Annotated in this window: 22 protein-coding genes; 8 read left to right on the forward strand and 14 right to left on the reverse strand. The window is 51.6% G+C overall.

The window, feature by feature from the left end; all coding sequences use genetic code 11:
• Positions 1–127: 127 nt before the first annotated feature.
• The 11 genes from JI741_RS27910 to JI741_RS27960 form a co-directional block, all read right to left on the reverse strand.
• Positions 128–1,708, reverse strand: coding sequence for an MDR family MFS transporter (locus tag JI741_RS27910; RefSeq protein WP_202015305.1), 1,581 nt, complete (start codon positions 1,706–1,708; stop codon positions 128–130).
• 10 nt (positions 1,709–1,718) lie between these two features.
• Positions 1,719–2,795, reverse strand: coding sequence for an HlyD family secretion protein (locus JI741_RS27915; protein WP_202015306.1), 1,077 nt, complete (start codon positions 2,793–2,795; stop codon positions 1,719–1,721).
• Between the two features lie 21 nt (positions 2,796–2,816).
• Positions 2,817–4,139 (reverse strand): TolC family protein, encoded by a 1,323-nt coding sequence (locus JI741_RS27920; RefSeq protein WP_202015307.1) that lies wholly within the window; start codon positions 4,137–4,139, stop codon positions 2,817–2,819.
• A gap of 15 nt (positions 4,140–4,154) precedes the next feature.
• Entirely contained in the window at positions 4,155–4,745 is a 591-nt protein-coding gene (locus JI741_RS27925; RefSeq protein ID WP_202015308.1) for a TetR/AcrR family transcriptional regulator, read from the reverse strand.
• A 221-nt stretch (positions 4,746–4,966) separates the two neighbouring features.
• Positions 4,967–6,328, reverse strand: coding sequence for a PQQ-dependent sugar dehydrogenase (locus JI741_RS27930; RefSeq protein ID WP_439647556.1), 1,362 nt, complete (start codon positions 6,326–6,328; stop codon positions 4,967–4,969).
• The gene (gene ligD / locus JI741_RS27935) at positions 6,304–8,793 is read right to left on the reverse strand and encodes a DNA ligase D (RefSeq protein ID WP_202015309.1); all 2,490 of its coding nucleotides are present in this window, start codon (positions 8,791–8,793) and stop codon (positions 6,304–6,306) included. The genes JI741_RS27930 and ligD overlap by 25 nt, the downstream gene beginning before the upstream one ends.
• Positions 8,793–9,557: a non-homologous end joining protein Ku gene (gene ku, locus JI741_RS27940; RefSeq protein WP_202015311.1), complete on the reverse strand. Its 765-nt coding sequence runs from the start codon at positions 9,555–9,557 to the stop codon at positions 8,793–8,795. Before ku ends, ligD begins: the two co-directional genes overlap by 1 nt.
• A 24-nt stretch (positions 9,558–9,581) precedes the next feature.
• Positions 9,582–9,929, reverse strand: coding sequence for a hypothetical protein (locus JI741_RS27945; RefSeq protein ID WP_202015313.1), 348 nt, complete (start codon positions 9,927–9,929; stop codon positions 9,582–9,584).
• Positions 9,916–10,263, reverse strand: a complete 348-nt coding sequence (locus tag JI741_RS27950; RefSeq protein WP_202015315.1) for a hypothetical protein — start codon at positions 10,261–10,263, stop codon at positions 9,916–9,918. The genes JI741_RS27945 and JI741_RS27950 overlap by 14 nt, the downstream gene beginning before the upstream one ends.
• A 3-nt stretch (positions 10,264–10,266) precedes the next feature.
• Positions 10,267–10,527, reverse strand: a complete 261-nt coding sequence (locus JI741_RS27955) for a YtxH domain-containing protein (RefSeq protein ID WP_202015317.1) — start codon at positions 10,525–10,527, stop codon at positions 10,267–10,269.
• Positions 10,528–10,533: 6 nt separating this feature from the next.
• Positions 10,534–11,751: an AI-2E family transporter gene (locus JI741_RS27960; protein WP_202015319.1), complete on the reverse strand. Its 1,218-nt coding sequence runs from the start codon at positions 11,749–11,751 to the stop codon at positions 10,534–10,536.
• 240 nt (positions 11,752–11,991) lie between these two features.
• On the opposite strand from JI741_RS27960, the gene JI741_RS27965 reads away from it, so the two are divergent.
• Positions 11,992–13,038 (forward strand): YihY/virulence factor BrkB family protein, encoded by a 1,047-nt coding sequence (locus JI741_RS27965; RefSeq protein WP_202015321.1) that lies wholly within the window; start codon positions 11,992–11,994, stop codon positions 13,036–13,038.
• Positions 13,039–13,091: 53 nt separating this feature from the next.
• Entirely contained in the window at positions 13,092–13,325 is a 234-nt protein-coding gene (locus tag JI741_RS27970; RefSeq protein ID WP_202015323.1) for a hypothetical protein, read from the forward strand.
• A gap of 303 nt (positions 13,326–13,628) precedes the next feature.
• Here the strand turns inward: JI741_RS27970 and JI741_RS27975 are convergent, their stop codons facing one another.
• Together JI741_RS27975 and JI741_RS27980 are read right to left on the reverse strand one after the other, a co-directional pair.
• Positions 13,629–15,203, reverse strand: a complete 1,575-nt coding sequence (locus JI741_RS27975; protein WP_202015325.1) for an AsmA family protein — start codon at positions 15,201–15,203, stop codon at positions 13,629–13,631.
• Positions 15,204–15,258: 55 nt separating this feature from the next.
• Complete coding sequence (locus JI741_RS27980; protein ID WP_202015327.1) at positions 15,259–15,411, reverse strand: lmo0937 family membrane protein; 153 nt, start codon at positions 15,409–15,411, stop codon at positions 15,259–15,261.
• 214 nt (positions 15,412–15,625) lie between these two features.
• On the opposite strand from JI741_RS27980, the gene JI741_RS27985 reads away from it, so the two are divergent.
• Genes JI741_RS27985 through JI741_RS27995 form a run of 3 tightly spaced genes read left to right on the forward strand, consistent with a single transcriptional unit; the run spans position 15,626 to position 17,641 of the window.
• Complete coding sequence (locus JI741_RS27985; protein ID WP_202015329.1) at positions 15,626–15,826, forward strand: hypothetical protein; 201 nt, start codon at positions 15,626–15,628, stop codon at positions 15,824–15,826.
• 12 nt (positions 15,827–15,838) lie between these two features.
• A complete protein-coding gene (locus tag JI741_RS27990) occupies positions 15,839–16,192 on the forward strand; it encodes a response regulator (RefSeq protein WP_202015331.1) in 354 nt (117 codons plus the stop codon).
• Between the two features lie 54 nt (positions 16,193–16,246).
• Positions 16,247–17,641 (forward strand): sigma-54-dependent transcriptional regulator, encoded by a 1,395-nt coding sequence (locus tag JI741_RS27995; RefSeq protein WP_202015333.1) that lies wholly within the window; start codon positions 16,247–16,249, stop codon positions 17,639–17,641.
• A gap of 111 nt (positions 17,642–17,752) precedes the next feature.
• Here JI741_RS27995 and JI741_RS28000 read toward each other — a convergent pair whose 3' ends face one another.
• Positions 17,753–18,394, reverse strand: coding sequence for a porin family protein (locus JI741_RS28000; protein ID WP_202015335.1), 642 nt, complete (start codon positions 18,392–18,394; stop codon positions 17,753–17,755).
• A 150-nt stretch (positions 18,395–18,544) separates the two neighbouring features.
• Between JI741_RS28000 and JI741_RS28005 the strand changes: the two genes are divergently transcribed.
• Genes JI741_RS28005 through JI741_RS28015 form a run of 3 tightly spaced genes read left to right on the forward strand, consistent with a single transcriptional unit; the run spans position 18,545 to position 22,669 of the window.
• Complete coding sequence (locus JI741_RS28005) at positions 18,545–20,740, forward strand: sensor histidine kinase (protein WP_202015337.1); 2,196 nt, start codon at positions 18,545–18,547, stop codon at positions 20,738–20,740.
• A gap of 13 nt (positions 20,741–20,753) precedes the next feature.
• Positions 20,754–21,200: a response regulator gene (locus JI741_RS28010; protein WP_202015339.1), complete on the forward strand. Its 447-nt coding sequence runs from the start codon at positions 20,754–20,756 to the stop codon at positions 21,198–21,200.
• Between the two features lie 17 nt (positions 21,201–21,217).
• Positions 21,218–22,669 (forward strand): hybrid sensor histidine kinase/response regulator, encoded by a 1,452-nt coding sequence (locus JI741_RS28015; RefSeq protein WP_202015340.1) that lies wholly within the window; start codon positions 21,218–21,220, stop codon positions 22,667–22,669.
• The last annotated feature ends 28 nt before the right edge of the window (positions 22,670–22,697 follow it).

The raw sequence follows: 22,697 nt of genomic DNA on the forward strand, positions 1-22,697 counted from the left end.
GCAAATGGGCTAAATCCGGAGGGGTGATGTGTCTGGATTCTTTGAATTGCGAGTGATGACGTGACTTTGATAACAACAAAAAAGCCCGACAATTGCCGGGCTTTTATGTGATGAAAAATGATTTTTCTTAATGTCCCACTTCACTCATGTCCACTTTGTTTTTCGCGGGTTTGAGGAGTAACACCAGGGGCACGCAGATGAGGAAGAACAAGCCGATGCCGAGGAACACGTCCATGTAGGTGAGGAGGGCGGCTTGTTTTGTTACCATGCCGTCGATCACTTTGAGGGCTTTGAGGCTGGCCAGTTCGGCGCCGTCGCCGTTGGCCATGAAGCCTGCTTTGAGGCCCGCGAGTCGTTGTTGCACGCTGGCGCTGTAGCCGGTCACGTAGTTCACCATGTCGGAGCGGTGTTGCACCGTGCGGCGGCTGATGTAAGTACTGATCAAAGCAATGCCGAACGAACCACCCAGCTGGCGCACCATGCCGGTGAAGGCTGCACCTTGACCAATCTCTTTTCCTTTCAGCGACGAGAGTGCCAGGGTTGTGGTGGGCACGAACAGGAAACCCAGTCCGATGCCGCGCACCATGAGCAGCCAGAAGAAGTCACCTTCGCCGGTGAACGGTGTGATGATGGTGTAGGCCCAAAGGCTGTAGCCAAAAAACACCGAGAAGCCGAGTGCGATGAGATACTTATGCGGTATGTCTTTTTGAATGGCGCGTCCCACGATGGGCATCATCAACCCGGTGGCTACTGAACTGGGCACCAGCATCAGTCCCGATTGCAGGGCCGTCCATCCTAAAGCATTCTGTGTGAACAGCGGGATGACAAACGTGGACCCATACAAGCCGAAGCCGAGTATGAAGGAGAGCACTGTGCCCATGGCGAGGTTTCGGTCTTTGAGCACTCGCAGTTCCACCACGGGGTTTTTGATGACGAGCTCGCGCCAGATGAACAAGTACACGCCGAGGGCTGCTACTACCGAGAGGCCAACAATCCATCCGTCTTCAAACCAGTCGTGCTCTTGTCCTTTCTCCAACACAAACTGCAGTGCACCCACGGCCATGATGAGGAAAAGAATGCCAAACCAGTCTACGTCGCCCAGCGATTTTTTGCCGCCATAGTTGGGGCTCTTCACATACGACATGGTGAGCAGCGTGGCGACAACACCGATGGGAATGTTGATATAGAAAATGTAGGGCCACGAAAAGTTATCGACAATGTAGCCACCCAGCGGAGGACCGAGGGTAGGACCCACAATCACACCCATGCCATAAAGGGCCTGGGCCATACCTCTTTTTTCGGGAGGATATACTTCGGTGATGATGGTTTGGGATGTTACCAGCAATGCGCCGCCACCCAGACCCTGGATGAAGCGGAAGAACACCAGCTCCCAGATGTTGTCAGCGTTTCCGCAGAGGAACGACGACACCGTGAAGATGATGATGGAGGCTGCAAAATAGTTGCGCCGTCCGAATTGCTGTGACAACCAGCTGGTGAGGGGCACGATGATGACGTTGGCAATGGCATAGGCTGTGATGACCCAACTGACGTCGTTGAGTGTTGCGCCCAGGTTTCCCTTCATCTCATTCAGCGCCACGTTCACAATGGTGGTATCGATGATTTCGAGCAGGGCGCACATCACCGCGGTGACGGTGATGATGACCCGCTTCCAACCATGTTCCACCAATGACTCTTGCTGAAGCTGCATAGTGCTGCTATTAATCTAAGTGTACGTCAACAATCACGTTCATGCCGGCGCGGAGCAGGCTTGCTTTTTCGGGTGCTTCGGTCAGCACAATTTTCACGGGCACACGTTGCACCACTTTCACGAAGTTGCCCGACGCATTGTCGGCGGGTAGCAAGGCGAATTTGGCTCCGGTGGCGGGAGAGATAGACTCCACTTTGCCTTTGAACGATTCGTGCGGGAAGGCATCGACGTTGATTTCAACAACTTGACCCGTTTTCATTTTTTCGAGTTGTGTTTCCTTGAAGTTTGCAATCACCCATTTCTGACGTTCGGGCACAAGGGCAAACAACGACTGGCCGGCTTGCACATATTGGCCGGGTTGCACACTCTTGCGCGAGATCACGCCCGTTTCGGGGGCGAGGATGTAGGCATACGACAATTGCAGTTGGGCATACTCAAGGTCGGCTTCGCGTTCTTTCACTACCGTTTCAGACAATGCGATGTTGCGATCGCTCACGTTGCTTTGTGCTTTGCGCGATGCGGTTTCGCGGGTAAGGGCTTCGCGCTGACGTTTGGATACTTCCAGTTGTTTGAGGGCAGCATCGCGGTCGGCTTCGGCCTGTTCGAATTGTTGTTGTGTAATGGAGTTTGTTTTGATGAGCTCCTGATAGCGTTTGAAATCCTGTTCGGCACGACGCGCTCTTACCTCGGCAATGGAGATGCTGGATTCGGATGCATCCTGGTTCGACTTTGCCGTCAACACGTTTTCGGAAGACGTAACATAGCCGGCTTTGGTGGCGGCCAGGCTTGCCTTCGCGTTTTCGAGGGCAGCTTGTGCCTGCAACACGCGCACGGCGAGGTCGCGGTCGTCGAGCACCACCAGGGTGTCGCCTTTTTTCACAGGTTGGTTATCTTCTACAAACAGTTTTGCTACGAAGCCCGGCACTTTGGGAATGATGGGGCTGATGTCGCCTTCCACTTGGGCATCGTCGGTTTCTTCGTGATGTTTTCCGTGGATGTATTTGGTGATGCCGAACGCGCCGCCGGCAATGACTAAGACGCCTAACACAATGGCAAATCTTTTATTCTTCTTAGGTTTTGTTTCCATAAAATTTAATGATGATGCTGTTTATTGAAGTGTTCCAATAGATTCCTGAAGTTCGTAGTAGGCGATCATGCTCTCGGCCTTGGTGGTGACATAGTTGATCTGCGAACGCAGCAGGGCCACGTCGGCGTCGAGATAGTCGGAGAGAATGAGCAAGCCTTGTTTGTATTTGTTTTGTGAGATCTGAAAATTTTCCTGGGCCTGTTCGATGGCGCGCTGGTTGATGGCGAGCTTGTCGAGCATTTCCTGGCACTTCAGGTATTTCTGACGGATGTCGACTTTCACGTTGTCGGATGCAATTTGCTGGTAGGCGCTGGCTTGTTCGTAGCGCGCTTTGGCTTCGTGCATGGAGTGTTTGGCGTGTATGGCTCCCGTGATGCTGTATTTCAAAGACACACCGGCGTTGAGGGCGTTGGTCACGGTCATCACGTTGGGGATGTAGACGTTGGCATAGCCAGCGCTCACGTTCAACGTGGGCAAGCGGTTTGCTTTCGCGATTTTATAGCCCGAGTCGCTGGCTTTCACCTGGAAGTCGGCCGACTTGAGTTCGGTGCGGTTGGTGAGGCCGGCTTGCAGACTTTCTTCCCACGTGGTGAGTTTCGACAAGGTGAAGATGCCCGTGGTGTCGAGTTGAATGGACGTGTCGTCGGGCAGGCCCAGCAGGATGTTGAGGTTGTATTCGGCAAGCTTCACGCTGTTGCTCACTTCGGTGAGGGCGAGTTCCACGTTGTTGGCTTGCAGCTCGGCTTTCAACCGGTCGTTGCGTGCCAGCAAACCCTGGGCTTCCTGATTTTTGAATTCCACCACGCGTTGTTGTTCGTGCTTCAGGTTTTCTTCGATGGTCTTGCGGCTTTGCGTGAGCTCGTAGTATTGATACACCGCTTTGATGGTGTTTACAGCCACGTCGCTTTTGGTGGTTTGGGCGTCATACTGTGCGGCTTGTTGCAGGTAGTCGTTCATCACCTTGGTGTTGCGGATGCGCATGCCGTTAAAAACCGGCATTGAGGCGCTAACCTGAGCCAGCCCGATGTTGTGAAGGTTGGCCAACGAGGCCAGCGGAGAGTCGGAACTTCCGCTGTTGTCGGTAGTCGAATTGGAGAACGACACATTGGGTGTGTTGATGTGGAGGAACGTGCCGCTGATGCCAAGTTCGGGCAGTGCCTTGTCTTTGGCCTGATCGAGCTTGGCCTGCGCTTCTTTCACCTTCGCGTTAGACACCATCAGTTGCTTGCTGTTGGTGTAGCCCAGGTCGATGGCTTCCTTTAAGGTTAAGGTTTTAACCGATTGCGCCTGCAGCTGAATCGCCGCCAGCAGGAACGCACATCCGATACTGATTTTTCGATACATAAATTTGTTAAACATCTATTTCGCTAAATAACTAATGAGCAGATCGTACATAAATTTTTCGATGCGTTTGCGGAAGGCATCGTCATCTTCGCCGCTGCGCCGGTAGCGCTTGGTGAACAGCGAATGCGTGGTCTGGTAGATGATGCCAAACATGGTGGCACTAACCAGTTCGATGTCGGCATCTTTGCGGAACACTTTTTTCTTCTGGCCGTCTTCAAAGAACTTGCGCAGTTCGTTGGTGTTGCGGCCCAGAATTTTGGTGAAGCCTTCAATGAGCTCGGGCCGCGAGGTGTTGGAGAGTTCGCGGTGGATGAACTGGTAGTATTTGCAATTGGAAAAGATCTTGTTCACATAGAGTGAGGTGACCTCTTTCAATTTTTCTTCGGGTGTGTTGGGCGAACTGTTGATGTCGCTCAGTTTCATCCGCGTGGTGTCCATCGATGCTTCCATGATGGTGAGCAACAGGTTGTCTTTGGAGCCGAAATGATAATTGATCAACGCCACATTGACACCTGCCTGTGCAGCAATTTCGCGAACACTCGTAAGGTCGAAACCTTTCTCTTCAAAGAGCTCGCGGGCCGCCGTAAGTATTTTGTCGCTTGTCATATGCTTGATAACGGGCGTAAAATTAAACGGTTGTTTAAATTTAAACAACCGTTTAAAACAAAATTATTTTCCGCCGCTTTTTGTCGCGGCGCAAACGGATGAAGCGTTTAGAAAATTTTTTGACCACCGGTCTACCCGGACGTGCAGACACCGTGTTTCAAATGAATGACACAGCAAAGGTTACATGCTCATGGAACAATCAAGGGGCACAAAGGGATGTTTCATTTGGCGATATAGCGCACTTGCCAAAGGGTATTGGATACATCGTCGGTAATGAGCAACGATCCGTTGGGAAGCACCACCACGCCCACGGGGCGGCCGCGCACTTTTTCTTTCTCCAGGTCCACAATGAAGCCCGTCAGAAAGTCTTCGGCTTTGCCCGAGGGCTCGCCGTTGCGGAAAGGCACGAACAGTACTTTATAGCCCGACAGCGTGGAGCGGTTCCATGAACCGTGCTGGGCAATGAAAGCACCTTCGCGGTATTTTTCGGGGAAGGCTTCTCTGTTATAAAAGGCCAAACCCAACGATGCCGTGTGGGCGTTCAGGTTCACATCGGGCACCAGGGCCTGTTTGGCCATAACGGGTTTGTCTTTCACGCGCGGGTCTTCGTGCTGGCCATAATACACATAAGGCCATCCATAGAAACCACCCTCTTCCACATGGGTGAAATAGTCGGGCACAAGTTCATCGCCCAGTTCGTCGCGTTCGTTCACCACCGTCCACAGGGTTTTGGTGCCCACGGCCCATCCCATGCCTACGGGATTGCGCAGGCCGCTGGCATATACGCGCAGTTCGGAGCCGTCGGGGTTGATTTCGAGAATGTCGGCGCGCAGCAGTTCGTTGGCCATGCCGTGTTCGGCCACGTTGCTGCCCGAGCCCACGGCGATGTAGAGTTTAGAGCCCTCGGCGTTGGCAATGAGGTTGCGCGTCCAATGGCGGTTGTGTTTGCCCGCGGGCAGGTCGAGTATCTTTTTTCCTTTGTCAACAATTTTGATCTGGCCCGGTGTGTAGGGAAAACGCCAGAGGCCGTTGGTGTTGGCCACATAGAACCATCCGTCCAGCACCAGCATGCCAAAGGGCTGGTCGAGGTTGGAGAGAAAGGTTTCGCGCACTTCGGGCACACCATCGTTGTTGGCGTCGCGCAGCAGGGTGATGCGGTCGGCGCTGTGGCGAAGGTTGTTGGATTTGTTTGCTCCGATAAAGAGCGCCCCGATGCGTTCGTACCACGGGTGATTGGAATTGCTTTCGGCCACCAACAGGTCGCCGTTGGGTGTGACATACATCCAACGCGGATTTTCAAACCCGTCGGCATAGTTCGACACCTGAAACCCTGACGGTGCTTTGGGCATGCTGCCGTTCCACCCTACCACGTTGCTGAAGTTCATGCTCGACTTGGTAGCATAGGGCGCCGGGAGTGTGTCGCTGGCAGAAGTTTTTTTATACGTCGCCGCAGCTTCGCGGGCTTTCTTTTGCGACGAGCATGCAAACGTGAGAAGCGTGACGACGAGGATGAAAAAGGAATATCGAAAGGACATGGCGATGGGAATGATGGTGGCGATTACGCGCCCAGGTTTTTCAGGCATTTGTTGAGGTTGTTCTTTTCTTTCAACACGGGCGCAAACAGGTCACCGGTCCGGGCGAGGCGTTTGCCAATGTTCTTCAGCGTGAAGTCGCTGGGGTGCAGACCATGCTTCACTTCTTTCCAGGCCAGCGGCGTTGAAACGGTAGCGCCTTCTACCGGCCGCACACTGTAGACCGACGCCAGCGTTTGTCCGCGTTTGTTTTGCAGATAGTCGAGGTAGATGCGATTTTTTCGTTTCGAAAGCGAGCGCTCCAACGTGGTGCTGTCGGGCAGGAGCGCTTGCGCGAAGCGCGCTATGATTTCCGAGAAGTCGCGCGCATGGTCGTAGGAATATTGGGCGTGCAGCGGCACGTAAACATGCAGACCGCTTGCTCCCGATGTTTTGCAATAGGAAGAAGCACCAGCCTTGTCGAGCACTTCCTTCACGGCCAGAGCTGCGTCGATCACTTCATTGAATGTGTTTTTATCGGAGGGGTCGATGTCGAGAATCAGGTAATCCGGGTTATCTAATTTTTTGACACGCGAGTTCCACGGGTTGATTTCAATGCAGCCGAGGTTGTTGAGGTATAGCAGCGTGGCTTTGTTGTTGCAAAGGATGTAGTCAATGTCTTTGTCGGCACTTTCGGAATAGAGTTCGATGTGATCGACCCACCGTGGCGCAGCGTCGGCAGCGTCTTTTTGAAAAAAGCCCCAGTCGCCAATGCCGTTCGGATTTCGTTTCAGTGATTGTGGACGATCTTTCAGGTAGGGGCCGATGTAAGGATAGATCGTATTGTAATATTCAATCACGTCACCTTTGGTGATGTGATCGTTGGGAAAATAGATTTTGCCGGGATGCGTGACGCGGAGCTCGTGGCCATCAACTTTTCTTATTTCGGCAGCGCCGTTTGCTTTTGTGTGTGAAGAAGATATACTGGAAGCTGATTTTTTAGACGCGGTTTTCTTTGGCGTCTTTATACTTTTTGTTTTTGCGGGCACGTCCACATGATCTACCTCTTTTGCACTCTTGTCCACACGAAGACCCATGAACACGGGATGGCGAAGGATGCCGTCGTTGGTGATCTCCGTAAATTTCACCTGACATACTTTCTCGGGCGTGACCCACGTGACGGGTGAGTTAACAGGAATTTTTTCATCGAAGGGCGATGTTTTGCGAATGAGTGGCTTGAGCTTGTCGTGAATTTCCTGCAAAAGTTTTTCCGTGAAGCCGGTGCCCGTGTGGCCAATGTATTTCAGTTTCCCTTTTTCGTAAACGCCCAGCACCAGCGCGCCAAAGTGGCTCCGGCTGTTGCGTGGCGCGGTGAACCCCGCGACGACGGCTTCCTGTGTATTTTGATTTTTTATCTTGAGCCAGTCTGCTGTGCGCTTTCCGGATGCATAGGTGCTGTCTTTCTTCTTCGCGATCATGCCCTCCAATCCCATCTCCGAGACTTTGTTGAAGAACGTGGTTCCATCATTGTCCACATGATCGGAATAGCGGATCACATCGCTTTTGGGAAGAAGCTTTTCTAAAATCTTTTTGCGTTCCACCAACGGAAGATGCGTGAGGTCTTTGCCTTTATGCTTCAGGCAATCGAACACATAGTAGACCAGCGGCCGGTTGCGATTTTCGTCGTAGTGTTGCAGCTTCTGGAAACTGGGTTTGTTGTTGTCGTCAAGCACCACAATTTCGCCGTCGAGCACCACGTCGTCTTTTATTTTTTCCAAAGCCTTTGCCACGGGTTCATACAGTTTCAGGAACGACAGTCCATTGCGCGAATACAGTTTGATTTCTTTCTTCGATACTTCGGCCACGGCACGATAGCCATCCCACTTCACTTCAAAGAGCCAGCCATCATCGTCGAAGGCTTTGTCTTTGGTTTGTGCCAGCATGGGCGTGATGAAATGCGTTAGTTTTTCTTTTGCCGACCGAACCGAGCGCACGGGTGCCGCGGTGGCTCTGATAGCTTTACTTTCCAGTGTTTCGTCGGCATGCTCGTCTTTGTGTTTGATGAGGAGCCAGTTCTTTTGTTTGTCGTCTTTAATTTGAACCAGGGCAAACGAGCCTTTCAATTTTTTGCCGTGAAGGTTTATCTTCAGCGATCCTTTCTTTAGCTCTTTCAATAATTCTTTTTCCGGATCGGCCGACGCTGCTTCGGCGGGTTCATAGGTTCCGGCGTCCCAGATCTCGACGGTGCCCGCGCCATAGTTGCCCTCGGGAATCACGCCGTGAAATTTTCCATACGACAGCGGGTGGTCTTCCACCATCACCGCCAGGCGTTTGTCTTTGGGATCCATGGACGGGCCTTTGGGAATGGCCCAGCTTTTCAACACGCCGTTCATTTCCAGACGGAAGTCGTAGTGCAGGTGCGATGCATCGTGACGTTGCACCACAAAGGTGAGCCCATGTTTTTTTGATTTGCCCGACGTTTTGGGTTCGGGTGTTTTCTTGAAGTCGCGTTTTTTATGATAGGTGGCGAGGCTCATCACGATGCACGTTTAATACTCGCTTTGAGCATGCTCATGAGGTCGTCGGTTTTGCGATGCGTCACCTTCATCGGCGTTGTCTTCAGCGGTTTGCCTTTTGCCTTGGCGCGAATCAGCTTCATGAGCTCGGCCGAGTATGTGTCTTTGAAGGTGTCGATCTTGAAGGGTGTGGTGAGTTGGTCGATGAGGTTCAGGGCCATTTTCAATTCCGGCGCTTTGGGTTTGGCTGCGGCCGGCACTTTGATGGCGCTGGTGTCGCGGATTTCTTCGGCAAAGCGAATCTTGTTGAGCACAATCACTTTCTCGTAAGGCTTCACAATGCAAAGGTGTTCTTTGCTTCGCAGCACGAAGCTGCCCACCCCGGCTTTGCCACTTTTCTTAAGCGCATCGCGCAAGAGCACATACGCTTTCTCGCCCGACTTTTCAGGCTCCAGATAGTAAGGTGTTTCGAAGTAGATGCTTTCCACATCTTCTTCGGAAATGAAATGATTGATCTCGATGATCTTTGATTTCTGAGGACTGGCCTGTGCGAAGTCTTTGTCGGAAAGCTCCACGTATTCGCCGTTGTATTTATAGGCCTTCACAATGTTGTCCCATTTCACTTCTTTGCCCGTGTCTTCGTTAACGCGGTGGAAGCGGATGTGAGCACGATCTTTTTTGTCGAGCATGTCGAGATCGAGATCGCTCGACTGCGATGCGCTGTAGAGCTTCACCGGAATGTTCACCAGGCCGAATCCGATGGCGCCTTTCCAAATTGATCTCATGTTTTGATAGTGATTAGTGAAACATCACGAAGCGGTTGTGTTGAGCAGCTTCTTTTTCTTGAGTTTGTCGAACACGGTAGAGGTGACGCCTTTGGCCAGGAAGGGAAGCACAAGTCGGCTTACCCAATTTGATTTGGCCAGCAGCTTTTGCCGGAGCAGCAACTCCACGCCAATGTCGGCACCAAACTGAAGCAGGCTTTGGTCGGGCTTGCGTTTAAAGATACCCACAAAAGAAAGCAACGCAAAAATGGGTGAGAGCTTTTCTTTGACCGCATGGGCTTCGGTGGTGATCACGGTTTTGTGCTCGCGTATCAACGCTTCCAACCGGTGGCGTTCGGCCATCAGTTCTTCGTAGTTGCTAATCCTGGTCATACATTTTCTTTATCAACAGGTTTCGAATGTTGGGTAGAATGAAATTGCGGGCGGTGAGCAGAATGATGATGAGCACCAGCGAATAAAAGCCGCCCACAATGAAGAAGCCGGCTTTCATGTTGTTGAGGGCTTCGCCTACCCACCACGCAGTGCCCACGCCTGCAAACAGCAAAATGAAAACCACGACCGTCATGGTCACGATGCCGAGGATGCTGACCGAGGCGCCCAACGAAGTTTGCTCCACGATGCGAACCGTGAGCAGGTTGCGATAGGCATCGAACAGGTCACCGGCCGCGTCCACAATTTTTTCCGTGGGTTTCTTTTGCTCTTCCATGGTCTATGCTTTTTCCGTCAATGCCTTCACACCTTTCTTGATGTCGGCGTAGGTTTCTTCACCTTGCGATTTCACTTCCGTGGCCACCTCGCGACCCAGCGAGAGCAGTGAGCTCAGCTCGGCCATCCAGTCTTTGGCGCCGTCGCGGATTTTCTGTTGAAGATCTTTGCCTTTTTCGGGGGCCAATAACATGCCGATCACGGCGCCAGCGGCTGCCGCTGCGGCCACACCCAATACTACTTTTGTTGCTGTTTTCATTTTCATGGTTATTTATTTTTCGGATACTGTTTCGGATGGAATGCTCACGGCCAGGTTTTCATTTTTCAGTTCGGCCGTGTTGGTGTCGCTCTTGCGCGATGCTCTGGGCTTGCGTGAATGGGACAGGGTTTTTACTTTCGATAGTGCCACCCGCGCAGGGAGGAACGATGTGTCGGGACATTCGTCGCCAAGCAACACGCCCCAGGGCTGAAGCTGTGGCACTTTGTCGAAGATGACCTTCGCCACTGCCAGGGTTGGGATGGCCAGGAACATGCCGGGGATGCCGCACAGTGCACCCGCGATCAGCACACCCACAATGGTGACCAACGCGTTGATGCGCACCTTGGTGCCCACAATGAGCGGCATGCCAATGTTGTTGTCGAACAGTTGCACCACGGCCAGCACAAGGCCCACCCACACCACGTCCGAAATGTTATCGGAACTCACCAGCGTCACCAGCATGCACATGATGTTGGCCATGATCATGCCCACATAGGGAATGAGGTTGAGCAACGCCGCCAGCAGCGCCAGGAACACGGCATATTTAATACCCAGTACGAGGAAGCCCACAGCATTCAAAGCAAACACGATGGAGGTTTCGATAAGGAGGCCAATCACATATTGTTGCGCAATGGTGCTCGACTCGGTCAATACTTCACACACTTGTTTTTCGGATCCGTTGCGAAACACACCCACCAGAAACATCTTGATGGTGTCTTTATAGTAGAGCATCAAAAACGTGTAGAGCGGAAGAAAGATGAGGTAACTGAAAATCCCGGTGAGCGATATGAACGTCTGGCCCACAATCTGCGGCCCGTTGTCGCGCAGGTTTTCCATGGCCTGGGCGATGTATTGATTTTGTTTTCGAACGGTGATGTGTGTGTTCTCATTCACCCATGTTTGAAAGCTGTTGCCCACTTCGGTCATGCGCGCCTTCAGCGCAGGAATGTCGTCGAGAAAATTCACGATCTGGCTGGAGAGTAAATACAGGATGCCGCCGAGCACCACAATAGACAACAGCACGGGTATGATGATGGCCACCACCTTGTGCGCTCCCTTGCGCCGCAGAAACGAACTGAGCGGCAGCAGGAGTGTTGACAGCAACACCGAGAACATGAGCGGAAGAATGATGTCTTTGCCCAGGAACACAAGGAGACCAAGCAGCACAATGGCGAGCAGGGTCAGGCTGAGCTTCAGATAAAACGGTGCTGTGGGTTGGGTGGCGTCCATAGGGCGTTGGTAAAAATCTTTTCTGGTTAGCCAACTGCTAATTTCCGTGCCAAGTAAAAAACACCGCCGTGTCATTTCGATGCGATGGTAGCGCCTTGTGGCCTGGGCAAATATATCCACACCAAAATGCTTCTTATTCTACAACGCGTCACGACACGGGCTCACAGGTCATCGCTGGGAGCATGGCACGCGCGTTCGCATCGGGGAATGTTTCTTGCAAGAAGGGAGATAGAATATGCTATGAAAAAGTTCTTAACCTCCAGCTGGTCCATTCTCAAAAAGACCGTTCTCAATTTTATTGAAGACGACTCCTTCAGCTATGCGTCGTCTATCGCCTTCTATACCATCTTTTCGCTGCCGGCCATTCTCATCATTTCCCTTTCGGTGGGGTCGGCTTTTTTTGAGCACGATGTGGTGCAGCAGGAGTTGGTGAACCAGGTGTCGCGGCTCATTGGTCGCGAAAGCGCACAAGAGGTCGAAAAGATTCTGATGAACGCGGCCATCGATGCATCAAGTGTGTTTGCTAAAACTGTGGGTGTTGTCACCCTGGTGTTCAGTGCCACCACGGTGTTCATTTCGCTGCAGGCGAGTCTCAATAAAATCTGGGGCATCAAACCCAAGCCACTGCGGGGGCTGGTGAAATTTGTATTGAACCGGTTGCTGTCGCTGGCCATGGTGATGAGCATCGGGTTTGTGTTGCTGGTGTCGCTGGTGGTAGACACGGTGCTGGTGGTGTTTCAGGGGTTCCTGTCGCAAATCCTGGCCGGGATGACGTTGTATGTGCTCACCGCCATCAACATCGTGGTTTCGCTGGGCTTCATCACCCTGATTTTTGGATTGATGTTTAAAGTGTTGCCCGATGCGAAAATAAAATGGCGCGACGTGTGGGTGGGTTCATTTGTGACCACGGTGTTGTTCACGATCGGCAAATACCTGATCGGTCTTTATTTGGGCAACAGCTCATTCAACTCTGCCTATGGTGCGGCCGGCTCGCTGGTGATCATTCTTGTGTGGGTGTATTATTCCACCGTCATTTTTCTGTTTGGTGCCGAGCTCACGTCGGTGTATGCCGAAGAAATTGGAAGCGAAATCACTCCCTACGAAAATGCCGTGAAAGTGCAGATGGTGGAGCTTGAGAAAGACGAGAAGCACGGCGAAACAGTGGTGGTGTCTAACAACCATGCGCGCCATTCAGAGAACCTGGAAATTGTTCCACACACCGCACCAGAAACGCTACAGGGAGACGGTCCGAAATTAACGGTGCGACCGGCCGACAAGGGGCAATGATCATTGTGGCATAATTCTTTCTCTGGACTTTGAGAACCAAAACGATTAAAGTTATGGACAAGAAAACGAAACGTATTGACGCACGAAAGGAACACGCCCGCCGACAAGGTGCAAAACAAGTGGTGCGAAAACGTAACACGCCTGCGCCGGCTCCCGAGCCTGTCACTGAAAAGGAGATTGATCAGGATGATCGCGATTTGAACGAAGACGAACAACGCAAAATTGTGAACAACGCCGAGGAGAATGCCCAGCACAATCCCGGTCTTCACGACGCCGTTGAGAAATAAAAACAACACCTTCATCGTTACCTATGCGTTGACGCCAAACGGATTTGTATGGCTTAGTAGGGCCCTTGTTGATTGTGCGCGAAAATGGTTTGTTTGTATCGCGTGCAACAGGAAGGCGCCCTACGAAGCCGCCCGAGGCAACCTGTTGTGAGGTAACGCTTTAATTTCTTCTGCTGAATTTTTCCCGTATTCTCTATGATTGCAAGAGCCGCGCTATGCCTCCTTCTGGTGGGTGCCATCCGAGTTGTTACGTTCTTCCAGGTGATGCTGTTGAAACTGAGGTTTGGCTTTCGATCCTGAGAGTTAACCCTTCTTCTTTTCTTCCTTCTTTGCAGGACCATCCAGCACGCTGGACTTCAACCCCGACAGTATCGACTTCCACCACAGGTTGAAGATTGCTTTGCGTTTGTCGCGTTCGAATTGAATAACACCCAGGCGCTTCGCTTCACTGACCGTGCGGTCTTTGTCTTTCTTCAGAAACAAATTGATGATCCACGATTTTAAGCCGCTGGTGTGGGAGTCTTTTTCTTTGGTGAGACCATTGATTTTCAGGTCTTCGTAGTTAATGACAACGGAGCCTTTTGAACCGTCGTCGGTATAATAGAAGTTGAAATACAAATCGTTTAGTCGTCCGGACTCGATGCTCACGAAGGCCATGTTTTCCAGCGCGGGGTTCAGTCGTGGCAATGCCAGCTTGCGGATGTGGCCTTCGGCCTTGTAGGGTTGGGCGTTATCGTAGGGCAATGTGAAATTGGCGTCGATGCGCCCCTGTCCCATCAATTGGGCCGATGCGATGAGGGTTGCGTGGCCGTTTTTGTCGCCACCGCGGTTGCGTAAATTTCCCAGCGCGGCATTCAAATGAGAAAACTCGACCTGCCCGGTGTGGAAACCCTGTTCGGGAAATTCTTCATATACAATTCTGGCGTCGCGAAGTTTGAGGCTGTCCACCACAAGCAGAAAGGGAAACGCCCTGATCATGGCCATGGGCAATTGCACTTTCTTATAGTTTCGGAAGGGAACGCGTTTGTCGCGAAACACGAGGAGCGTGGGCGACACAATATTCACATGCGCCATGGCAACGATGCTGTCTTTCAACTGGTCGAACTTCATGCCCTTCACTTCCACCTGCGGCACACGCAAGGTGAAACGATCGGTTTGTTTGCCCACGCGATGTGCGAACGCGAAGCGCGAATAGTTTGGAGTGACAGAAATGGAGTCCAGCCGGATGTTCTCGTCGCCACTGTGAACATGCACGGTGCCCACCCGCGTGGTGTAGAACTTCGACACGTGTGTGACGGCGGTCACATCGCCTTGCAGCGTGGCCAGATAAAGCGCGGAGAGATTATTTCCTTTCGACAGGCTGTCAAGTTGCAGGGAAGAAACGCGGAGATTCAACACACCACTGAGCGATTGCACCGAGTCGAGCTGCACGTTTGTGCGAACATTGTCGAACACAATGGCGTTGATGGCAATGCCTTTGAGCGGAGAATCGCCAGACGATTTGCGTTGCTTCAGGGTGGTGTTGTAGCGCACGTCGCCATCGCGGAATTCGAGCGTGGCAATGCTGATTTTTTTGTGCGCGAGCCATTGATAGAGGCTGATGCCGCCCACATGCACGCTCTTCAGGGAGACATGGTGTGGCACATCGGCCGAGTCGGCCCGGGGGTAGGTGAGCCTGAGCCCGGTGGCCGTAATGGATTGTGTGAACAGATTAACGTCCAGGTCATCGATTGTTCCATTCACGCGGGCGAGGGCTGTTGTGACCTTTTGTTTCAGTACAAGCGACAGCACAAAGCCTCCGACAAGAGCCAATGCAAACACGATAACTAATGCGATGCCTACGCGACGCAGGATGCGTGTGGACGATGTATGTTTCATAGAAGGAATAAAGCTGTCTTTGTTTCCAATCGAAGAACAAAGACAGCTCCAAACATCATATTCGCTCTCCGCGAATCAATCGCAGAATGACAGCGACAATAGCAATTACAAGCAGTATATGGATAAGACCTCCTGCACTGTAGACGAAGAAGCCAAGCGCCCATGCAATGATGAGGATGACGGCAATGGCATAAAGTAAATTAGTCATAGGGTTTACAATTTGATTTGCATGGTGAATTCACATTTTCGTGCCATGCGCGCGACGGGCTTTTTAGCGGACTGAGGCATGTTATGGTTTGTGGAATGACGCTTTTTCGCACAGATGGGGAATGTTTTCCACACTCGTGGCCTGCCGAAACGGGCTTGCGGCCAACGGGGTGGCATGGCATGATTTTTACGAGTGATGTGCTAAATCCTTAATTATGATGGAATTCTTGAAATTTGTTGCGCTGATGGGAGGAACCTATTTGTGCAGTGTGGGTTTCGCCATAGTCTTATTTAAGCTATTTTTCCCCTTGAAAGCCAAGGAGGAAGTGCAAAAGATCAAAGTTGCAAGAAGTGCCCAGCCCAGACCTAAGCGTCAGCGTCGGGAAGTTCTTTCACTGGCGGGTCACGGACATTAGTCCCCCATACGAATGAGAAAAATTTTAGTCGTTGACGACGAATTGGAAATTTGTCTGTTAGTTACACAATACCTTAAAAAATTAGGGTATGAAACGGATTTCGCCCTTTCCATAAGTGAAGCGCTATCGAAAATTTCGGGGTCGCCCTTCGACATCCTGTTTGTGGACCTGAACCTCACCGACGGTTCGGGCTACGACCTCATCAGCACCCTGCAGGAATCGAAAAACGCCTCCAAAATTATTGTCATCAGCGCGTATGACAGCGAGCGTCAAAAAGCTTTGCAGAAAGGTGCCAGTGTTTTTCTGGCCAAACCTTTCACGATAAAAGGCATTGACGAGTCACTTCAAAAGCTGAACTTTATATAGTAAAGCAATCAGACGGAACACCTCTTTATACTAACCCTGTTTTTAGTTTTGCCTATGCCCAAATTACTGATCATCGACGACGATAAAGACATTTGTCTCGTATTGTCGAAATTCCTGACCAAGAACAACTATGAGGTTGATGTTGCCTACAAAGGCGAAGAAGGCCTGAAGTTGTTGCGGGCGTCACGCTACAACCTGGTGCTGTGCGACTACCGGTTGCCCGATCACACCGGTGTGGAAATGTTGCGGAAAATAAAACTGCTGCAACCCGATGTGGCCGTGGTCATCATCACCGGCTATTCTGATGTGCGCACGGCAGTGGAAACTTTCCGCTACGGCGCAAACGACTATGTGACCAAGCCCCTCTATCCCGACGAACTGTTGGTGACTATCAAAGAAACGATCGCCAAAAACGAAAAGCGGAACACCAGCAATGCCGAAAACGCAGATGCTGTTCAGGATGTTCGCAAAGGCAAGTCCACAGTGAACGGAGGCACGTTCATTGTCGGCAAGAGCATTCAATCGCAAACCGTTCAAAAATACATAGAACTCATAGCACCGTCCGACATGTCGGTCATCATCAATGGTGAAACCGGCACGGGGAAAGAGTTTGTGGCGCAATCTGTGCACAAATTCAGCAAGCGGTCAGACAAACCTTTTGTGGCCATCGACTGCGGCGCGTTGCCCAAGGAACTGGCCGGAAGCGAATTGTTTGGTCATGTGAAAGGTGCCTTCACCGGCGCTGTGAGCGACAAGCAGGGAAGCTTTGAAGTGGCCGACACCGGCACCATCTTCCTCGACGAGATCGGAAACCTGTCGTATGAAAACCAGGTGAAGTTGTTGCGCGTGATCCAGGAAAGAAGAATCAAACGCATCGGTGCCACCCGCGACATTCCCATCGACGTGCGCATCATTGCTGCCACCAACGAAGACCTGATCAAGGCTGTGAAAGAAGGACGCTTCCGCGAAGATCTGTATCACCGCCTCAACGAATTCAAAATACAACTGTCGCCCCTGCGCGAACGCAAGGAAGACATCATCATCTTTGCCAACTACTTCCTCGAGAAATCGAACCAGGCCCTGCAGAAAAATGTGAAATCGTTCTCGCCCGATGTGGTGGATCAACTCACAAACTACTTCTGGCATGGCAACCTGCGGGAGCTCAACAACGTGATCAAACGTTCGGTGCTGCTCACGATAGGCGAATCGGTGCAAGCCGACAGTCTGCCACAAGAGATCATTCAGGCCAACAACACCGTGGCGGCAACCGGCGCGCTGGTGGAAGATAGCGTTGGCTTGCTGAAGTCTATCGCCGGCTCGGCCGAACGCCAGGCCATCATCGACGTGCTCGAAAAAGTGAACTACAACAAATCGAAAGCAGCCGAGCTGCTGCGCATCGATCGCAAAACACTATATAACAAGCTTAAGCTTTATAGCATCAGCGCCTGACGTGAGCAGGAGCAACCTGGTGTGAAACAAATTTGTATTGGGTCAATGAGTAACAAAAAAAAGAGGTTCCGACATGTCGGAACCTCTTTTACCTATTTACCTACCCCTAGATTATTTCGCTTGTGCGTTGTTGAGGTTGAATGACAGATAGAGTTGAGCAAAAGAGTTCTTGGAGTCGCCAAGCACTGCCTCTGCCGCGTCGCTGTCGGCAATTTTAACCAGACCATAGTTGTAGCGTGCGCCCACTTGCACTGCGCCAAAGTTCAAGCCAAAGCCACCGGCCAATCCATAGTCATACGATTTGAGATTGTCTTTCTTGATCTCGTCGCTGCCGTTGGCAATGTCGCCTTTGTAGGAGATGTTGGCGTTGAGCAGGTAGCTGGCATAAGGACCAAGGTGAATTTCGGCAGCGTCGCCCAACTTGAATACCGCCAGCACAGGAAGGTCAAGATAGTTGAGGTTATACTTCACGGTTTGATTCACAAATTGGCCATACTCAACTTTCGAACCTTTGGTAGAGTAGAGCAATTCGGGTTGGATTGCAAACGACTCGGTCGACAAGATCTGACCATATACACCAGCATTGAAACCGTAGCGAGCATTTTCATCATCAACATCGTCTACGTACAGGTTACTCACGTTCAAACCACCCTTCACACCAGCTCTTGCCTGTGCATTTGCGTCGTTGTTTGACATTACCCCGAGAACGGCGGTAATAAAGAAAATGGATAAAAGTTTAATTTTGGTTTTCATAGTTTAATTCATTTGTTTACAAAGCATGATGTAAACATCAGGCCAAATGCAGAAAAACGTCAACTTCTTTATTTTCAAGCGAAAACAAATGTGTTGCCCACGCTTGAGCGACGGTTTTTCTACACACCGTGTAGACCACCTACCCCAGCCATGAAGAATAAGTATATCAAAATTGTATTTGTGGGAACCGTGATGGTGCTGCTGGGCATCAGCCTGGTGACCTATCGCAACCTGAACAACTACACGGCTGAGGTGCAGTCGCTGAGCCACTCGAGTGTGGTGTTTCGTTCGCTTGAAAAACTCATGTCCACTATTAAAGACGCAGAGACCGGGCATCGCGGTTTTCAACTCACACGCGACAGCATCTATCTTCAACCCTATATCGCGTCGGTGAAAGAGTTGCCCGACCAGCTACGCAACCTCAAAGCGCTGGTTGCCGACAACCGCCTGCAAGCGCGCAAAGTAGATTCCCTCGAACACCTGGTGAACTATCAATTCTCTGTTATCGGAAAGATCCTGACCAACGCCCAGCGCAGCTCCTTATATATGGATCGCTACGAAAGTGCACTCCTGCAGGAAGGCCGCACCAACATGAACGACATCCGCTCGCTGGTGAAACGCATCGACCGGATGGAGGAAGCCATCTACAAAAGACGGAAGGCAAGTGAAGCCGACTACAAGGTTGTGGCACCGGTGGCCTTGCTGCTTTATGGCGTGGTGGCCCTGGTGGGATTGTCCATTTTGTTTATCCGCATACTCGACGCCCTCGAAAAACGCCGCGTGGCCGAAGATCAGCTGAAGGAGAATCTGAAAGCCCTGCGCAGCGAAGTGGGCATACGCGAATTCACACAGCGAACGCTGCGCAGTGTGCTCGACAATTCGCCCTCGGGCATCATGGTGTTTCGTTCCCTGCGCGACAAAGAGGGAGCCATCTATGATTTTGAATGGGTGCTGGCCAACGCCATGAGCCTGACCATGGCCCGTGTGAAAGAAAGCAGCCTCATCGGAAAACGATTGCTCGAGGTGATGCCCGGGCACAAAGAGCTGGGCTCCTATCATCTCTATAAAGAAGTGGTGGAAACGGGCAAGCCCGGGCAGTTCGAAAAATTCTACGAGCCCTTTGGCATATGGCTCGATGTGACTGTGGTGAAATTTGAAGATGGCTTCATCGTGACATTCGCCGACATCACAAAACAAAAGTCGCAGCGCCTATTGCTCGAAGAGCGCGAGCTGTTGCTGAACGACGCGGAGCACCTGGCGAAAATGGGCAGCTGGAAATGGACGGAGAAAAACAACGAACTGATTTGGTCCGACGGCCTGTGCACCATGCTGGGCAAACCCACGGGCTTCACGCCCGACTGGAATTCGTTTTTGGAAAATGTGCTGCACGACGATCGCTTGCTCGTAGAAGATTTTCTCCGGGAAGTGAAAACAAACAAGGTTTGGATGGAAGTTGAGTACAGGATTGAACGCGACGACACTGTGCGGCATTTTTCGCTGGTGGCCAAACCCACCGCCTCCAACGACCAGCCGTCGGTGGTCGACATGATGGGAACGGTGCTCGACATCACCGACCGCAAGCAGTATGAAAACCAGATGAATCAATACACACAAGAGCTGCAGCGTTCTAACGAAGACCTGGAGCAGTTTGCCTATGTGGCTTCGCACGACCTGCAGGAGCCCCTGCGCAAGATCAGGGCCTTTGGCGACCGGCTCGCCAACAAATACAACGACAAGCTGGAGGGGCAGGGCGTGGACTATATACAACGGATGCAATCGGCGGCCGCACGCATGCAGGTGCTCATCGAAGACCTGCTGGCCTTCTCGCGTGTGTCGAAGAATGCACCCGTGCTTGAGCCGCTGGATGCCCCCCAGCTGTTGCGCGACGTGATAGACGACCTCGACGCCCAGGTGCGCCGCGAAGAGGCCGTGGTGCGTGTGGGCATGGTGCCCGCGTTTGCCGGCGACAAGATGCAGATGAAGCGGTTGTTTCAGAATATCATCAGTAACGGGATAAAATTCCACAAACCCGGGGTTGCCCCCGTGGTGGACATTCGCGGTCGTTTGCTGAAAAGCAACGAAGTAAAGACCATCCCAGGCCTTTCCCTAAACGAACAGCAGTATGTAAAAATCAGTGTGAAAGACAACGGCATCGGCTTTGATGAAAAATATGCAGAAAAGATTTTTACCATCTTTCACCGGCTGAATGGCCGCAATGAGTACGAGGGAACGGGTATTGGGCTTTCGATATGCCGCAAGATCGTGAGTAACCACAAAGGCGTCATCACGGCCAGGAGCGTTGAAAATGAAGGATCAGAATTTATCATTATTTTGCCGGTAGGTTAAAACAAACGTGCGCATGAAGCCCATCCTAACCCAGCTGTCTATTCTTATGGCCGACGACGATCCGGACGACCGGATGTTGATGAAGGAGGCATTGGAAGAAAACAACCTCACCAATCCCATCCATTTTGTGGAAGACGGCACCGAACTGCTCGACTACCTGCACGTGCGTGGAAAGTTTATGAAAGAGAAGATCATCAAACCGGCCCTCATTTTGCTTGACTTGAATATGCCGAAGATGGACGGACGTGAAGCCCTGCACCACATCAAAAATCACCCGGAGCTGCGACGCATTCCGGTGGTGGTGCTCACGACCTCGCGGGCCGAAGAAGACATTGTGAAAACCTATGATCTGGGCGTGAACTCTTTCATATGCAAACCCGTGAGGTTTGACGAACTGGTGGAAGTGACCGCCAAGATTGGCAACTATTGGTTCGGCACTGTGGCCCTGCCCCGAACCTGAATTCTCCCTGAAACGCTATGAAGAAAACACCGTCGGTTAAAGTACTGTTGATTGAGGATGACGAAGATGATGTTTTGCTGGCGCGCGAATATCTGTCGGAAAGCGAATACTACCACTTCGATGTGGAATGGGAACCTCAACCCGAAAAGGCCAAGGAAAAAATGGTTAACGGCCACTACCAGATCTTTTTGATCGACTATCGGCTGGGCAGCGAAAACGGTCTCGACCTCATAAAATTTGCACAAGACAAAGGTGTCATCACACCCTGCATACTATTGACCGGCCAGGGCGATCTGAAAGTCGATCTGGATGCCACACGCTATGGCGCGGCCGACTATCTGGTGAAGACAGAATTGAACGCCTCCATCCTGGAGCGTAGCATACGCTACGCATTGAGCCAGGCCGGTGTGATCCGCGAACTTGACGAGAAGGAAAAAAAATACCGCTCGCTGTTCGAGCGCTCCATCGACCCCATCTTTCTGGCCAACAACGACCTGAAGCTGATGGACGTGAACGATGCGTTTCTGAAGTTTTTTAAATACACCGAAGAAGAAGCCCACTCCATTACCATTCGCGAAATTTTTGAACAGGAAAGCGACTTCGACTATTTCTACAAAACCCTGAAAGACACCGAGCAAATCCGCGACTTCGAAGTGATTCTCATCGACAAGAACGGCGAGAAAAAAATCTCGATGCTCAACTGCGTTTTTATCCCCGATCAGATTTCGGAGTTCTGTTGCTACCAGGGCATCGTGCACGACCAGACGTTGCGCAAGAAAGCCGAACGCGACATGCTGGTGGCCGAACGTTTGTCGATGACGGGGAAAATTGCGCGCACCATTGCACACGAAGTCCGCAACCCACTGACCAACCTCACCCTGGCACTCGAGCAATTAAAAGACGAGATGCCCCCCAACAACGAAACGGTGAAGCTCTACAGCGACATCATTGAACGCAATGCCAACCGCATCGAACAGCTCATTGGTGAAATGCTCAACTCGTCGAAGCCCAAAGAACTCAACCTTCAGCTGTCGCACGTCGACGAAATTCTGGAAGAGACTATCGCGTTGGCCATCGACCGCATGAACCTGAATCAGATTCGCCTCGAGCGCAATTTTGCCGCCGACCTTCCCCGCGTGCTGCTCGACAAGGAAAAAATAAAAATAGCCTTCCTCAACATCATCGTCAACGCTGTGGAGGCCATGAAGCCCGGCCATGGCGTGTTGAAAATCGATACACAGCTGTCGCCCTACCGCATCACCGTGTGCATCACCGACAACGGCAAGGGTATTCCACAAGACGACATCGAAAAACTGTTCGATCCCTTCTTCACCGACAAACAAGGTGGCATGGGCTTGGGCCTCACGTCAACCAAAAATATTCTGAACAGCCACAGCGCCGAAGTGGAAGTGACCAGCAAGCTGAACGAAGGCACCACGTTCAACATCTCGTTTAAACTCGCCGAATAAATTCTTTCTGAATTTGTTGTGTGATGAT

Source organism: Chryseolinea lacunae, assembly GCF_016735595.1.
GTDB classification, from domain to species: domain Bacteria; phylum Bacteroidota; class Bacteroidia; order Cytophagales; family Cyclobacteriaceae; genus Chryseolinea; species Chryseolinea lacunae.

Coding starts and splice junctions, on each gene's coding strand:
- JI741_RS27955 (WP_202015317.1), bottom strand. CDS start 10,527: ATGAAAATGAAAACAGCAACAAAAGTAGTATTGGGTGTGGCCGCAGCG.
- JI741_RS27950 (WP_202015315.1), bottom strand. CDS start 10,263: ATGGAAGAGCAAAAGAAACCCACGGAAAAAATTGTGGACGCGGCCGGT.
- JI741_RS27990 (WP_202015331.1), top strand. CDS start 15,839: ATGAGAAAAATTTTAGTCGTTGACGACGAATTGGAAATTTGTCTGTTA.
- JI741_RS27985 (WP_202015329.1), top strand. CDS start 15,626: ATGATGGAATTCTTGAAATTTGTTGCGCTGATGGGAGGAACCTATTTG.
- JI741_RS28000 (WP_202015335.1), bottom strand. CDS start 18,394: ATGAAAACCAAAATTAAACTTTTATCCATTTTCTTTATTACCGCCGTT.
- JI741_RS27920 (WP_202015307.1), bottom strand. CDS start 4,139: ATGTATCGAAAAATCAGTATCGGATGTGCGTTCCTGCTGGCGGCGATT.
- JI741_RS27910 (WP_202015305.1), bottom strand. CDS start 1,708: ATGCAGCTTCAGCAAGAGTCATTGGTGGAACATGGTTGGAAGCGGGTC.
- JI741_RS27980 (WP_202015327.1), bottom strand. CDS start 15,411: ATGACTAATTTACTTTATGCCATTGCCGTCATCCTCATCATTGCATGG.
- JI741_RS27975 (WP_202015325.1), bottom strand. CDS start 15,203: ATGAAACATACATCGTCCACACGCATCCTGCGTCGCGTAGGCATCGCA.
- JI741_RS27915 (WP_202015306.1), bottom strand. CDS start 2,795: ATGGAAACAAAACCTAAGAAGAATAAAAGATTTGCCATTGTGTTAGGC.
- JI741_RS27965 (WP_202015321.1), top strand. CDS start 11,992: ATGAAAAAGTTCTTAACCTCCAGCTGGTCCATTCTCAAAAAGACCGTT.
- JI741_RS27930 (WP_439647556.1), bottom strand. CDS start 6,328: ATGCCTGAAAAACCTGGGCGCGTAATCGCCACCATCATTCCCATCGCC.
- JI741_RS27970 (WP_202015323.1), top strand. CDS start 13,092: ATGGACAAGAAAACGAAACGTATTGACGCACGAAAGGAACACGCCCGC.
- ku (WP_202015311.1), bottom strand. CDS start 9,557: ATGAGATCAATTTGGAAAGGCGCCATCGGATTCGGCCTGGTGAACATT.
- JI741_RS28010 (WP_202015339.1), top strand. CDS start 20,754: ATGAAGCCCATCCTAACCCAGCTGTCTATTCTTATGGCCGACGACGAT.
- JI741_RS27925 (WP_202015308.1), bottom strand. CDS start 4,745: ATGACAAGCGACAAAATACTTACGGCGGCCCGCGAGCTCTTTGAAGAG.
- ligD (WP_202015309.1), bottom strand. CDS start 8,793: ATGAGCCTCGCCACCTATCATAAAAAACGCGACTTCAAGAAAACACCC.
- JI741_RS28015 (WP_202015340.1), top strand. CDS start 21,218: ATGAAGAAAACACCGTCGGTTAAAGTACTGTTGATTGAGGATGACGAA.
- JI741_RS28005 (WP_202015337.1), top strand. CDS start 18,545: ATGAAGAATAAGTATATCAAAATTGTATTTGTGGGAACCGTGATGGTG.
- JI741_RS27945 (WP_202015313.1), bottom strand. CDS start 9,929: ATGACCAGGATTAGCAACTACGAAGAACTGATGGCCGAACGCCACCGG.
- JI741_RS27995 (WP_202015333.1), top strand. CDS start 16,247: ATGCCCAAATTACTGATCATCGACGACGATAAAGACATTTGTCTCGTA.
- JI741_RS27960 (WP_202015319.1), bottom strand. CDS start 11,751: ATGGACGCCACCCAACCCACAGCACCGTTTTATCTGAAGCTCAGCCTG.